A 12947-nucleotide genomic window follows, 5' to 3' on the forward strand; every position below is an offset into this window, starting at 1 on the left:
AAAGCTTAGCCGCGCAGGGCGTCAGGCCCCGAGTCGGGGATGCCGCCCTTGAAGGGAGCATCCTCCGGCACACCCTGGGGGTGCGGCGGCTGGGCGTCCAGCGGTTCGTCGAGGCGGGCCTGCTTGGCCTCCTCCTGGGCTTCCCGTTCGGCCTTCTCCTGGCGCGACTCCACCGGGCCGGCCTGCTGGACCGGTCGGGTCTCCTTGGACAGCCACACCTCGCGGAAGTCGCGCTTGCGGATTTCGGTGAAGATGTCCGCAATCTCCGTCTGGTTAAGGGTTTCCCGCTCCAGGAGTTCCAAGGCCAGCTGGTCCAGGACGTCGCGGTTTTCGGTCAGGATGGCGTAGGCCTCGTCGTGTGCCTGGTCGATCAGGCGGCGGACTTCCTCATCCACCACGTAGGCGATCTGGTCGGAGTAGTTGCGCTCGTGCCCGGCGTCGCGGCCCAGGAACGGCTCGCCGCCGCCCTGCCCGAGGCGGACAGCTCCCACCCGTTCGCTCATGCCGTACTCGGTGACCATCTTGCGGGCCGTGGCCGTGGCCTTTTCGATGTCATTGGAAGCGCCGGTGGAGGGGTCGTGGAACACAATCTCCTCGGCCACCCGGCCGCCCATGGCGTAGGCCATCTGGTCCAGCAGTTCGTTGCGGGTGATGGAGTATTTGTCGTTCTCCGGCACCACCATGGTGTAGCCCAGGGCGCGGCCGCGGGGCAGGATGGTGATCTTGGTGACCGGCGCCGAGTTCCTCAGCGCCGCTGCCACCAGGGCGTGGCCGCCCTCGTGGTAGGCGGTGATCTTGCGCTCATGTTCCTTCATCACGCGGCTGCGCTTCTGCGGGCCGGCCATGACGCGGTCGATTGCCTCGTCCAGGGCGCGGTCGTCGATGAGGTTGGCATTGGAGCGCGCGGTCAGCAGCGCTGCTTCGTTGAGCACGTTGGCGAGGTCAGCACCCGTGTAACCGGGGGTCTTCTTGGCCACGCTCTTGAGGTCAACGCCCGGTGCCATCGGCTTGCCCTTGGCGTGCACCTGGAGGATCTGGTCGCGGCCGATCAGGTCCGGCGCCTCAACCGTGATCTGGCGGTCGAAACGGCCCGGCCGCAGGAGCGCCGGGTCCAGGACGTCCGGACGGTTGGTCGCCGCGATCAGGATGACGTTGGTCTTGACGTCGAAGCCGTCCATCTCAACCAGCAACTGGTTCAGGGTCTGCTCGCGTTCGTCGTTGCCGCCGCCGATGCCGGCGCCGCGGTGGCGGCCGACGGCGTCGATCTCGTCAACGAAGATGATGGCCGGCGAGTTGGCCTTTGCCTGCTCAAAGAGGTCGCGGACGCGGGAGGCGCCCACACCGACGAACATTTCCACGAAGTCGGAACCGGAGATGGAGAAGAAGGGAACTCCGGCCTCGCCGGCGACGGCGCGGGCCAGGAGGGTCTTGCCGGTTCCGGGAGGGCCGTAGAGCAGCACGCCCTTGGGGATCTTGGCTCCCACGGCCTGGAATTTGGCCGGTTCCTGCAGGAACTCCTTGATTTCCTGGAGTTCCTCCACTGCCTCGTCCGCGCCGGCGACGTCAACGAAGGTCACCTGGGGCATGTCCTTGTTGACCATCTTGGCCTTGGACTTGCCGAACTGCATGATCTTCGAGCCGCCGCCCTGCATGCGGGTCATCAGGAACCAGAACAGCGCGCCGAGCAGGATCACGGGGATCAGCAGCGAAAGCAGGCCGGAGAACCAGTTGCTTTCGATCGGCTGGTCGGTGTAACCGTTGGCGGGCTTGGCGGCTGTGACGGCCTTGACGACGTCGGCGGCGCGGGCGTCAACGAAGAAGAACTGGACGCTCTTGCCCTTGTCCTGGCCGTCGACGTTCAGGCTGTCCTTCAGGACCAGGTCAACACGGTTTTCGCCGTCGAAAATCTTTGCCTGCTCCACCTTGCCGCTGTCGGCGAGGAGCTCAAGGCCCTTGTCGGTGTCGATCCTTGCCGCACCGCCGGGAGCCAGCGTCGCAAAGGCCACAAGCAGCATGGCGATCACAACGACGATCCAGATTCCCGGGCCCTTGAAGAAACTCTTAGCTTTCATCTGATCGGGGGCTGGCCCCGTCCCTCCTGGTAGTGCTGCACGGCGAGTGGTCTGCGCGCGTGATGGTGCTGCGTCAGCTTCTAGCTATACACCGTCCGGTGTAATTCACGCATGGAGGCGCCCAAAAGTTCCCTCTGGGCGTAGCGGAACCTGCACACAGCCGTTACCGGCGGTACCCGGCGGGTTACTCGTAGACGTGCGGGGCGAGCGTGCCCACGAAGTCCAGGTTGCGGTACTTCTCGGCATAGTCCAGGCCGTAGCCCACCACAAATTCGCTGGGGATGTCGTACCCGACGTACTTGACGTCGATCTTGACCTTGGTGGCTGCGGGCTTGCGGAAGGCGGTGCAGATCTCCACCGACGCAGTGCCGCGGGACTCCAGGTTTGTCTTCAGCCAGGACAGTGTCAGGCCGGAATCAATGATGTCCTCGACGATCAGGACGTCCTTGCCCATGAGGTCGGTGTCCAGGTCCTTGAGGATGCGGACAACCCCTGAGGACTGCGTGCCCGAACCGTAGGAGGAGACAGCCATCCAGTCCATGGACACATGGCTGTGGAGCGCGCGGGCGAGGTCTGCCATGACCATCACGGCACCCTTGAGGACGCCTACGATAAGGAGATCGCGGCCCTCGTAGTCCTTGTCGATCTGCGCAGCGAGTTCACCGATCCGCTGCTGGATCTGTTCCTTGGTGTAGAGAACGTGCTTGAGATCTGCCTGGACGTCGTTTGAATCCACCAATGGCTCCTGTGTAGATGCGGGATGCGACTAATTTGAGGGCGGTTTTTGAGGCCGGAATACTAGCTTCCCACAGCGGGCACCTTCGCGGGGAACAGGAATGCCGTCCCCGGGCCGGCGGGCGTCGGCTGCGTGCAGGCCCCCGACGTCGGGTTCTGCCAGCTGGGCCAGCGAGAGCCGGTACACGCTCACCCCGCCGGGGAGCTCCACCGGACCGGCGGAACCCTGCCGCCGAAGCAGTGCTTCCGCAGCCAGGAGTCGCTGGTAGCTGGGCTGTTGGCCCCCGACGTCGGCCGCGGCCTTGGCGATCACCCGGAACCTGATGGCCGGGGCCAGTTCGCCCAGGGCCTCCTCGGGCAGGCTCAGTTCCCGCCCGGACCGCTCCGCGAGGGCAGCGAATGTGCTGCCAGCCACCTGCTCGAGGTAGTCGGCGTCCAGCTGGAGGATGGATGCCGTGCGCGCCAGTGATTCCGCGACGCCGGGGCCGAGCTTTTCCTCCAGCAGCGGCAGGACCTCCACCCGGGTCCGCGAACGGGCAAACGCGGGATCCGCATTGCTCGGATCGTGCCAGGGTTCCAGTTCCTCAGCAGCGCAGATCGCCAGGGTGTCCGCGCGCCGGAGGCCCAGGAAAGGCCGCAGCAGCATGCCGCGGGCTGGTCTCATCCCGGCGAGGGAGCGGGTGCCGGATCCGCGGGCCAGGCCGAGGAGGACCTGTTCGGCCTGGTCGTCCAGGGTGTGGCCGAGGAGGATGGCGGCGGCACCCTGCTCCCGCGCTTCCGCCTCCAGCGCTGCGTGGCGTGCATCCCGCGCGGCGGCTTCCGGGCCCATGCCTGTTGGCGCCACAACGACAGTCCGGACCACCACCGGAGCGAGGCCCAGTTCCTTCAGGGTGCGGGACGTCCGGGCAGCCACCCCAGCGGAGCCGGGCTGCAGCTGGTGGTCCACCACCACAGCGCCCACCGTGACGGGGTGCCCGTCCACGTGTCCCCGCCGGGCAAAGTACGCCGCCACGGAGGCCAGGGCCAGCGAGTCCGGTCCCCCGCTGCACGCCACCAACACATGTGCGGGATACCCCGCCTCGGCCAGGGCGTTCTGGAGGGCTTTACGCGCTGTGCCGACGACAGGTGCCAGCCTGCCGGGCCGTCGTCGTCCGCTGTGGAAACCGGTGGCAGCGTCAGGCAACTACAGGCCCATCCGGTCAAGCCACAGCTTGGCGTCGTGGATCTCGGGTTCGGTGGGCAGGTGGTCGGCGGATTCCCATACCCGGTTGAAGCCTTCCATGCCGGCCACGTCCACCACCGCGCGGACAAACTTGGCGCCGTCGGAATACTGCCGCATCTTGGCGTCCAGGCCCAGCAGGTTGCGGATGAATTTCTCCATCACCCCGCGGTCCTTGCCCCGGTCCGTGAAGCGCTGCCGGATGGTCTTGACCGACGGGACGATGCTGGCGTCCACCCCGTCCATCACCACGTTGGCGTGGCCCTCCAAAAGGCTCATCACCGCCGTCAGATGCGAGATGGCAGCCTTTTCCTCCGGGTTCTGCAGCAGGTCCAGGATGGCGCCGCGGCCGGGGGTGTTGCCGTTGGCGCTGCGGTCCTTGAGGGAGCGGGCGGCGGCGGAGGCACGTTCCATAAGGGTGTCCACATTGCCCAGAAGGTGTCCGCTGAGGTCGTCGATCTGCTCGAGCATGTGGTGGCGGAGCCACGGCGCCGCCGCGAACTGCACCCGGTGCGTCTGCTCATGCAGGCAGACCCAGAGACGGAAATCCTCCGGTGCGACGTTGAGCTCACGCTCGACTGCGACGATGTTGGGCGCCACCAGCAGCAGCCTTCCGGCCGCCGGCGCTTTGGAGCCTTCCGCGAGCGCCGCAAACGGATCGTACTGGCCCAGGACCTTGCTGGACAGGAACGCCAGGACCGCACCCAGCTGGCTGCCGGTGATGGCTCCACTGACGCTGGCGGCCGCGGGGCTGAGGGTGCCGCGGCGGCTGGCAAGCATCTTTTCCATGGCGGGCTTGAGCATGACGGCGAAGCTCTGCGTATTCGCCTTGGCCCAGTTTGCCCGGTCCACCACCAGGACGGACGAGTCCCGGAGGTCCCTGGCCGCTTCGAGGCCGGTGATCTCGTGGACGTGCGGAACCGAGGCGTCCGCGAGGCGGCGCAGGCTGTCCACGGCATCGTTGATTTCCCCTGTATCCAGGGTTGGACCCGCCGAAGCCAGCCGGGCCGCGGTGGATGCCGCGAGGTCCCAGTTGATCAGGGCCTGGGCGGGGCCGGATGTTGCCGGTGCTGACGAATCACGTGCAGTGGACTCCATAGTTCCCATCAGAACACAGCGGGCGCCGGATCGACCTTAAGTTCGCTGACCGGCGAACGGCCCACACCTTTCACAGGCCTCCCACAGGAGGCCGAAAGCCCCGTCCCAAGCCGCAGGGGCAGAGTGGTTGCAGCAGGAACCAGCGAAGCACAGCGGCCCTGTACCGGTTCGAACGGTGTGACCCTACCGTCCGGACGTTCCTGCCGGCCGCACCACGACGTCCTTGCTTCCGGAACCGGTGCCCTACCGGCAGCCGCAGGCAGCGAGCGCCGTGGCGGCACGGTCCAGCGCTTCCCGGTTTCCGGCAGCTCCCGGCGTCAGTCCGTTTCCGATGAACGAAAACACCAGCAGGCGGCCATCCGCATCCACCACGTAGCCGCTGAGTGCGATCACCGAATTCAGCGTTCCGGTCTTGGCCCGCACCAGGCCGGCGCCGCGTTCCGTGGCCTCGCCCGAGTAACGTTCATCCAGTGTTCCGGTCAGGCCCGCCACCGGGAATCCGTCCAGGGCCCCGCGCAGCCGGGGATCCGGACCGGTGGTGATGGCGCGCACCACTTCGGCGAACTGGCGGGCGGAGACCTGGTTGCCCAGGGCCAGGCCTGAAACGTCGGCGAGGTTCATGCCTTCGGCGGGGATGCCCAGCTCCCCGAGCCGGGCACGGACGGCAGCGGTGGCGCCCTCATTGCTGGCCGGTCCGCCGGAAGCCGCCGACGCCATCCTGCCCAGCACTTCGGCCAGGTAGTTGTCAGAGGTCTGCAGCATCAGGTCCACCTGCTCGCTCACGGTGGCGGACTGCACCCCGGCCAGTACCACCGGCTCCGAGGCGGCTGCCGCCTCCCCCGTTCCGGAGGGTGAATAACGCTCGACGGCGGCGGTTACCGTGAATCCCGCAGCGGAACCCGCAGCTTTGAGCTGGGCAGCGAACGCCTCCGCTGCGGTGACGGCGGAGTCCTGGGGCCGCGGGCCGGTGGTGACCGCGGGATCGAAACGTGCGGAGTGCAGTGCCAGGGGGAACAGCGGCGCCACCTCCCCTGCTGCGACGTCACCCTCGGCCCAGGCCGGATTAAGTGGCGGGCCGCTGAACAGGGAATCGTCCACGAGGACCTTGAGCTCGCCGGCGGCTCCCTTGTCCTGGAGCGCTGCCACGGTGGCCGCGGCAAGGGACGCGAGCCCGGCGTGGCCCATCACGCGGTCCGGCGCGGATTCGCCGGGTCCGAGGAGGACATCGCCGCCGCCGGCCAGGACCACCTGCCCTGGGCCGGGACCGGCCAGGACCCTGGTGCTGAACCGGTGCCCTGGCCCCAGGGCGCGCAGTGCTGCCACGGTAGTGAGCAGCTTCATGTTGGAGGCCGGGACCCGGTTCTCCGAACCGCCGCGGTCAAACAGGATCTGGCCGGTCATCCCGTCCTGGACCAGCCCCGTAAAGGTGCCGCCGCCGTCGGGCTTTAACAGGGGGTCCAGCTGAGCGCCGACTGCAGCGGGCAGCGGCAGCGGTGCAGATTCGGACAGCGGCGCCAGGCCCTGCCGGGCGGACAGTGCCGTGGGAGCCTGCTGCCAGGCGGGTGTCTGCGGAGTGGCAACCGGCGGCGGACCCACGAAGGCCGGGGCGATGAGCAAGGCGGCGGGAGCGGCCAGGAGGACGATCAAAGCAAGGAGCAGCGCGGTGGGCAAGGCCCGCAGTCCGGGGTGGAACCTGCGCGAGGACGCGTCCTTGGACACGTCCGTGGCCGCTGTTTCCTTCATGCTGGTGCTGGTCCTCAAGTCCTGAAATATCCTTGCCAGTTCCTGAAACCTGGGCCTCTCGCTATATCCTCAATAATAGTCGGCGGCACCGACACTCCTTTTGCGGTTCGTCTTCCTGTGCCGCGAACCCCTGCAATTGCCGAGGAGCATTCCATGAAGCATGACGTGACCATCGAGATCCCCAAGGGATCCCGCGTCAAGTACGAAGTTGACCACGAGACCGGCCGCGTCCGCCTGGACCGCGTCCTCTTCACCTCCATGCAGTACCCCACGCACTACGGGTTCTTCGAGAACACCCTGGGCGAAGACGGCGACCCGCTTGATGCACTGGTGCTCCTGCAGGACTTCGATCTGCACCCGGGCGTCATCGTCGAGTCCCGCCCCATCGGCGTTTTCAACATGACCGACGACGGCGGCGGCGACGCCAAGGTCCTGTGCGTCCCTGTTGACGCCCGCTTTGACCACATCCAGGAAGTGGGCGACGTCAGCGAATTCCTGATCAAGGAAATCGAGCACTTCTTCACCCGCTACAAGGACCTGGAGCCGGGCAAGTGGGTCAAGGCCGAGGGCTGGGGCGACCGCGCTGCCGCCGAGGCCGAGCTGGAAGCCTCCATCAAGCGTTACGTGCCGGCGGCGCACTAATCCCCACCGCTTAAAGCAACGCGGGGTCACTTCCCGCCCATTCCACCTTCGGAATTGGGCCGGAAGTGACCCCGCGTTGTGGTTAAGGGTGGTTAAGGTGGAGGGTGAGTTCCGAGCCTTTGTTTAATCCTCCGTGCGGTCCTGTCACCGGCTGGCGGGACGGTGACGTGCTGCGCGCCACCGGCATCCCGTACGCCACCGCCGGCCGCTTCCAGCCTCCCGTCCCCGCGCCGGACCGGACCTCCGGGTTCGCCGCCACAACGCTTGCGCCTGCCTGCCCGCAGGGTCCCGTCCCTTTCCTGGACGACATCCTGGGCACGCGTTACGGCGAGCTGCCAGGGAGCGAGGACTGCCAGCGCCTCTCGATCACGCTGCCTGCCGACCTCGCCGGGAACGAGCACGTGCCGGTCATGGTGTGGCTGCACGGTGGCTCGTACACGTCAGGCTCCGGCGACCTGGCCATCTTCGACCCGAAGGCCCTTGTTGCCGAAAACCGGGTCATTGTGGTGTCCGTGACGTACCGCCTGGGCCTGTTCGGATACTTGGCCACCGGTACGGGCAGGCCCGCGAACCTCGGCCTGCTGGACCAGTTGGAGGCGTTCCGCTGGGTGCAGCGCAATATAGCTGCCTTCGGCGGCGACCCCGGGTGCGTCACTGCGTTCGGTCAATCGGCCGGCGGCGATTCGGTGGCGCACCTGATGGCGACCCCGGAAGCACCTTCCTTGTTCCAGCGGGCCATCATCCAGAGTGCACCGCTGGGCATCACACGCGGCCGGCACAAGATGAGCACTGCCATGGGCATCGCGGCGGAAGCCGTCACCGAGGACACTCCGATGCTGGAGGTCGTGGAGATCGAGGGCCACGTCTCGCAGGTGGCGCGGAAGTACGGGCTGATGGCTGCCATGCCGTTCGGCACGCAGTACGGACACGCCCCGCTGCCGCCGGAAGACGAAATCGAAGCCGCCTGGAACACGACGGCGCCGGCCATCGACGTGCTGATCGGGCACACCTCCGATGAGGCCCGGCTGTTCCTGCCACGGAACCCGGTTGTGGGCCGGCTGGCCAAGGTTCCGGTCCTGGGCGGCGCTGCCGTGAAGGCCGTCAACTGGGCCGTTACGGAAGCGGTTTACGGCAGGTCCGCGCGCCGGTTTGCCCGCCGGCACGCGCGTGCGGGCGGCAAGGCCTATACGTATGTGCTCTCGTGGGGTGCGCCGGGGAACTTCTACCGCGCAGCGCACACCGTTGACCTGCCCCTGCTCTTCGGGAACCAAGAGACCTGGGAGCGGGCCGGCCTGCTTGCCGGCGCCTCCTGGGACGAGACCAACGCCGTGGGCCGTGAGGTCCGCCGGCTCTGGGCCTCGTTCGCCCGCGGGGACGGCCTGGGGGAAACGGGTGAAATCCCCGGCGCCCTGCAGTACCGCGCGGTCCCATGAGAACCCTCGGCGTCGATCTGGCCGCAGCCACCAAGAAGACGGCAGTGGCTGTGCTGGAATGGGACGCCGGCGCGGCCCGTCTGGAGCATCTGGCGCTGGACGTGGGCGATGCTGAGATCGTGGAACTGTTCGGCAGCAGTTCGATGACCGGGATCGACTGCCCGGTGGGCTGGCCGGACGCCTTCCTGCCGTTCCTTGCCGGTCACCTGAACTTTGACGCCCGTCCGGTACTGGACCACGACGGCATCGAGGGCCGCCGCCTCCTGGCCTACCGGGACACGGACCGGTTCGTCACCGGGCATACCGGGCTGATCCCGCTCAGCGTCTCTGCCGACCGGCTCGCCCACCCGGCCATGAGGTGCGCCGTTATCCAGGCCAAGATCGCGGCGGAGTACGGGCCGCAGGCCAGGGACGGATCAGGCCGGCTGGCTGAGGTCTATCCTGCTGCGTCCCTTAAGACCTGGGGTCTGCTGGCGCGCGGCTACAAGGGCGGGCGGGCTCCCGAGGCGGAACGGCTGGGTGTGATCCTGGACCACCTGGTTGCGACGGCGCCCTGGCTGGACCTGGCCGGTCACGAGGACCGGCTGGCCGCCTCCGACGACCTCTTTGATGCGGTGATCGCCGCGCTGTCCGCCCGCGCAGTCAGTCTGGGGCAGACTCTCCAGCCACCGGAAGCCTACGCCGCCGCCGCATTGACCGAAGGCTGGATCCACGTGCCGTCGGGCGGGCTCGCCAGCCTTGGAGGCCAGGGCAACGCGGGGTCACTTTTGGTCCAATAAACCCGGAATATCGGGCGAAAAGTGACCCCGCGTTGCTTCGGTTCAGGGTTTCAGCGTTTGAAGTTCAGAACCCAGTTACGGATTTCCTCCGGGTCCTCGCCGTGGATGCGGGTGTGTTCCCGGGCCTGCATCCGGCGGTCCTGAAGAGTCTGCCGCAGCATGGAATGTTTTTCCGCGAGGCCCGGCACCCGGTCGATGGCGTCGATGGCCAGCTGGAACCGGTCGATTCCGTTGAGCATCGCCATGTCGAACGGCGTGGTGGTGGTGCCCTCTTCCTTGTATCCCCGCACGTGCAGGCCCTCCTGGTTGGTCCGGCGGTACGCGAGGCGGTGAATCAGGGCCGGGTAGCCGTGGTAGGCGAAGATGATCGGCTTGTCCGGGGTGAAGATGCCGTCAAAGTCCGACGCCGGGAGGCCGTGCGGGTGCTCGCTCACGTCCTGGAGCCGCATGAGGTCCACCACGTTGACCACCCGGACCTTCAGTCCCGGGGCGCCCTCCTTCAGCAGTTCTGCTGCCGCCACGGTTTCCACCGTGGGCACGTCGCCGGCGCAGGCGAGCACAACATCCGGCTCCTCCCCCTGCACCTCAGAACCTGCAAAGTGCCAGATTCCCAGGCCCCGCTCGCAGTGGTTCTCCGCGTCGGCGGGCCCCAGCCACGTCGGAGACGGCTGCTTGCCGCTGACCACGATGTTCACATAGTCCGTGGACGCCAGGCAGTGCTCCATCACCGAGAGCAGCGTGTTCACATCCGGCGGCAGGTAGACCCTGATGACCTCGGCCTTTTTGTTCACGGCATGGTCAATGAAACCGGGGTCCTGGTGCGAGAAGCCGTTGTGGTCCTGCTGCCAGACGTGTGAGGACAAGAGGTAGTTCAGCGACGCCACGGGCTGGCGCCAGGGCAGCTGGCTGTGGACCTTGAGCCATTTGGCGTGCTGGTTGAACATGGAATCAACGATATGGATGAAGGCCTCATAGCAGCTGAACACGCCGTGCCGCCCGGTCAGGAGGTAGCCTTCCAGCCAGCCCTGGCACAGGTGCTCGCTGAGGACCTCCATCACCCGGCCGGACCGCGCGAGGTGCTCGTCGACGTCGTCAATCCGGTATTGCCATACCTTGTCGGTGACCTCGTAGACGCTTTGGAGCCGGTTGGATGCTGTCTCGTCCGGCCCGAAGAGCCGGAACGTTTCCGGGTTCAGCGAGATGACGTCACGCATCCACGAGCCCAGCGTGATCATGGGGCTGATCCGCTCGGTCCCTGATTCGGCGACTTCGACGGCGTGGTCGGCGTAGGCGGGCAGCTTCAGGGGCCTGCGCAGCAGCCCGCCGTTGGCGTGGGGCGTGGCACTCATCCGCAGGTTCCCGGCGGGCGCATTCGCCGCGATGCCGGGCATGAGCCGCCCGTCGCCGTCGAACAGTTCCTCCGGACCGTAGGACTTCAGCCACTCCTCCAGCTGCTTCAGGTGCTCGCCATTGGTGCGGACCTCCGAGAGCGGGACCTGGTGGCTGCGCCAGGTCCCTTCCACCTGCAGCCCGTCCACCACCCGCGGGCCCGTCCAGCCCTTCGGCGAGCGCAGCACGATCATCGGCCAGCGGGGAGCCGGATCGCTGCCGGGAGTGCCGCCGTCGGGAGCCTCAGCCTTTGTCCCGCCGTTGCCATTGCGGTTGCCGCTGCGGCGGGATCCCTGGATGGCGCGGATTCCGGCCAAGGCTGACTCAAGCGCTTCCGCAAAGTCCCGGTGCGCCTGCGCTGTGTTGTCCGGATCCTCGACGGTCACGAAATACGGTTCGTGGCCGTAACCGCGCAGCAGCTGCTCGAGCTGCTCTTGCGGCATGCGCGCCAGGATGGTGGGGTTGGCGATCTTGTACCCGTTCAGGTGCAGGACGGGCAGCACGGCGCCGTCCGCCACCGGATCCAGGAAGTTATGGGAGTGCCAGCTCGCGGCCAGCGGCCCCGTCTCTGCCTCGCCGTCCCCGATCACGACGGCGGTGATCAGCCGGGGATTGTCGAATACGGACCCGTACGCGTGGGCCAGCGAGTATCCGAGTTCGCCGCCCTCGCTGATGGAGCCGGGGGTCTCCGGCGCTGCGTGGCTGGGAATGCCGCCAGGGTAGGAGAACTGGCGGAACAGTTCGGCCATGCCGTCGGCGTCGTTCCCCACCTGGCCGTAAATCTCCGAGTAGGTGCCCTCGAGCCAGGCATTGGCCACCACGGCCGGGCCGCCATGGCCCGGGCCGGCGACGAAAAGCATCTCCTGGGCGTCACGCCGGATCACCCGGTTCAGGTGCCCGTAAACGAAGTTAAGTCCGGGCGTTGTCCCCCAGTGCCCCAATAGCCGGGACTTGGTGTCCTCCGCCTTCAGCGGTTCGCGCAGCAGCGGATTGGAGCGGAGGTAGATCTGCCCTACGGAAAGGTAGTTCGCGGCCCGCCACCAGCGATCCACCAGTTCGAGCTCGTCCTGCGTCATGCTGCCGGCCATAACCATCCTCCCGTAGCGCTGCCGCCCCCTGGCAACAGCGCCTCCATCGCAACACCTTTCAACCCGTGAACACAAGCCCTTTCGGCAGCCGTTCTTCGACTTGCCCCGCGATAGCTACCTGCGGGTAGTCTTTGTTCACAATGTTCACGTTGACCATCAACCAAACGGATAGCCGACGCGACGGCGACCGTGTCCCTCAACTCCTGAAGGACCTGCGGCACATTCCGGCGCGCCTGGATTTCGACAGGTCCGTGGAAGACGAGGTCCAGGGCATTGTGGACTGCCCGCACCAGGCAGTCGAGGCAGCGCTGGTCGCCTTGCGCTGCGGTTCCTGGTACGTGGGGATCGGTGTGGGGCCGGTCAATGAGCCGCTTCCCAACCAGATAAAGGACGCCTCCGGACACGGCCTAGTCTACGCCCGCCGCGCCGTGGACCGGCTCCGGAACGGCAAAGAACGCATCCCGGTTGCCGTGGAGGGGCCGCTCGCAGACATCGCCGGCGAAGCCGAGGCAGTCCTCCGGCTTCTGGGCCACATTGTCCGCGACCGGAGCGGGGCCGAGTGGCGGGTCCTGGACCTGATGACGCCGGGCGTCCGCGGGCAGCAGAAGGCGGTGGCCTACGAATTGGGGATCACCACCCAGGCCGTCAGCAAGGCCGTGGCGAGGTCCCAGTGGTCTGAGGAGCACGCCGCCCGTCCGGCCGCGGCCCGGCTCCTGGCGCTGATCCTCGAAGTGCGCTGAACACCTCTG

The 12947-nt window shown here is 67.2% G+C and carries 10 protein-coding genes; 4 read left to right on the plus strand and 6 right to left on the minus strand.

The genetic code is table 11. The annotated features are described in order from the left end of the window. Positions 1-5: 5 nt before the first annotated feature. From ftsH to dacB, 5 genes are all read right to left on the minus strand, one after another. On the minus strand, positions 6-2072 hold the full coding sequence (gene ftsH, locus ABIA70_RS14300; protein ID WP_354148210.1) for an ATP-dependent zinc metalloprotease FtsH: 2067 nt from the start codon (positions 2070-2072) through the stop codon (positions 6-8). 184 nt (positions 2073-2256) lie between these two features. Continuing rightward, positions 2257-2808, minus strand: a complete 552-nt coding sequence (hpt, locus tag ABIA70_RS14305; protein ID WP_108597333.1) for a hypoxanthine phosphoribosyltransferase — start codon at positions 2806-2808, stop codon at positions 2257-2259. Positions 2809-2838: 30 nt separating this feature from the next. After that, positions 2839-3939 carry a tRNA lysidine(34) synthetase TilS gene (gene tilS, locus ABIA70_RS14310; protein ID WP_354148325.1) on the minus strand — a complete coding sequence of 367 codons (1101 nt, stop codon included), beginning with the start codon at positions 3937-3939 and terminating at the stop codon, positions 2839-2841. 51 nt (positions 3940-3990) lie between these two features. Next, positions 3991-5124, minus strand: coding sequence for an Rv3626c family coenzyme F420 biosynthesis-associated protein (locus ABIA70_RS14315; RefSeq protein WP_354148211.1), 1134 nt, complete (start codon positions 5122-5124; stop codon positions 3991-3993). 243 nt (positions 5125-5367) lie between these two features. Then, entirely contained in the window at positions 5368-6867 is a 1500-nt protein-coding gene (gene dacB / locus ABIA70_RS14320; RefSeq protein ID WP_354148212.1) for a D-alanyl-D-alanine carboxypeptidase/D-alanyl-D-alanine endopeptidase, read from the minus strand. 153 nt (positions 6868-7020) lie between these two features. On the opposite strand from dacB, the gene ABIA70_RS14325 reads away from it, so the two are divergent. The 3 genes from ABIA70_RS14325 to ABIA70_RS14335 all read left to right on the plus strand — a co-directional run bounded on the left by ABIA70_RS14325 (position 7021) and on the right by ABIA70_RS14335 (position 9721). After that, a complete protein-coding gene (locus tag ABIA70_RS14325; RefSeq protein WP_354148213.1) occupies positions 7021-7509 on the plus strand; it encodes an inorganic diphosphatase in 489 nt (162 codons plus the stop codon). A gap of 104 nt (positions 7510-7613) precedes the next feature. After that, positions 7614-8942: a carboxylesterase family protein gene (locus tag ABIA70_RS14330; RefSeq protein ID WP_354148214.1), complete on the plus strand. Its 1329-nt coding sequence runs from the start codon at positions 7614-7616 to the stop codon at positions 8940-8942. After that, positions 8939-9721 (plus strand): DUF429 domain-containing protein, encoded by a 783-nt coding sequence (locus ABIA70_RS14335; RefSeq protein WP_354148215.1) that lies wholly within the window; start codon positions 8939-8941, stop codon positions 9719-9721. Before ABIA70_RS14330 ends, ABIA70_RS14335 begins: the two co-directional genes overlap by 4 nt. 50 nt (positions 9722-9771) lie before the next feature. Here the strand turns inward: ABIA70_RS14335 and ABIA70_RS14340 are convergent, their stop codons facing one another. Then, positions 9772-12198: a phosphoketolase family protein gene (locus ABIA70_RS14340; protein ID WP_354148216.1), complete on the minus strand. Its 2427-nt coding sequence runs from the start codon at positions 12196-12198 to the stop codon at positions 9772-9774. Positions 12199-12338: 140 nt separating this feature from the next. Between ABIA70_RS14340 and ABIA70_RS14345 the strand changes: the two genes are divergently transcribed. Continuing rightward, positions 12339-12938 (plus strand): hypothetical protein, encoded by a 600-nt coding sequence (locus ABIA70_RS14345; RefSeq protein WP_354148217.1) that lies wholly within the window; start codon positions 12339-12341, stop codon positions 12936-12938. The last annotated feature ends 9 nt before the right edge of the window (positions 12939-12947 follow it).

This window comes from Arthrobacter sp. 754 (assembly GCF_040548695.1).
GTDB lineage: Bacteria > Actinomycetota > Actinomycetes > Actinomycetales > Micrococcaceae > Arthrobacter.

What these genes read in the sequence shown, in the direction of transcription:
- dacB (WP_354148212.1), bottom strand. Translation starts at nt 6,867, where the DNA reads ATGAAGGAAACAGCGGCCACGGACGTGTCCAAGGACGCGTCCTCGCGC.
- ABIA70_RS14325 (WP_354148213.1), top strand. Translation starts at nt 7,021, where the DNA reads ATGAAGCATGACGTGACCATCGAGATCCCCAAGGGATCCCGCGTCAAG.
- ftsH (WP_354148210.1), bottom strand. Translation starts at nt 2,072, where the DNA reads ATGAAAGCTAAGAGTTTCTTCAAGGGCCCGGGAATCTGGATCGTCGTT.
- ABIA70_RS14345 (WP_354148217.1), top strand. Translation starts at nt 12,339, where the DNA reads ATGTTCACGTTGACCATCAACCAAACGGATAGCCGACGCGACGGCGAC.
- ABIA70_RS14335 (WP_354148215.1), top strand. Translation starts at nt 8,939, where the DNA reads ATGAGAACCCTCGGCGTCGATCTGGCCGCAGCCACCAAGAAGACGGCA.
- ABIA70_RS14340 (WP_354148216.1), bottom strand. Translation starts at nt 12,198, where the DNA reads ATGGCCGGCAGCATGACGCAGGACGAGCTCGAACTGGTGGATCGCTGG.
- ABIA70_RS14315 (WP_354148211.1), bottom strand. Translation starts at nt 5,124, where the DNA reads ATGGAGTCCACTGCACGTGATTCGTCAGCACCGGCAACATCCGGCCCC.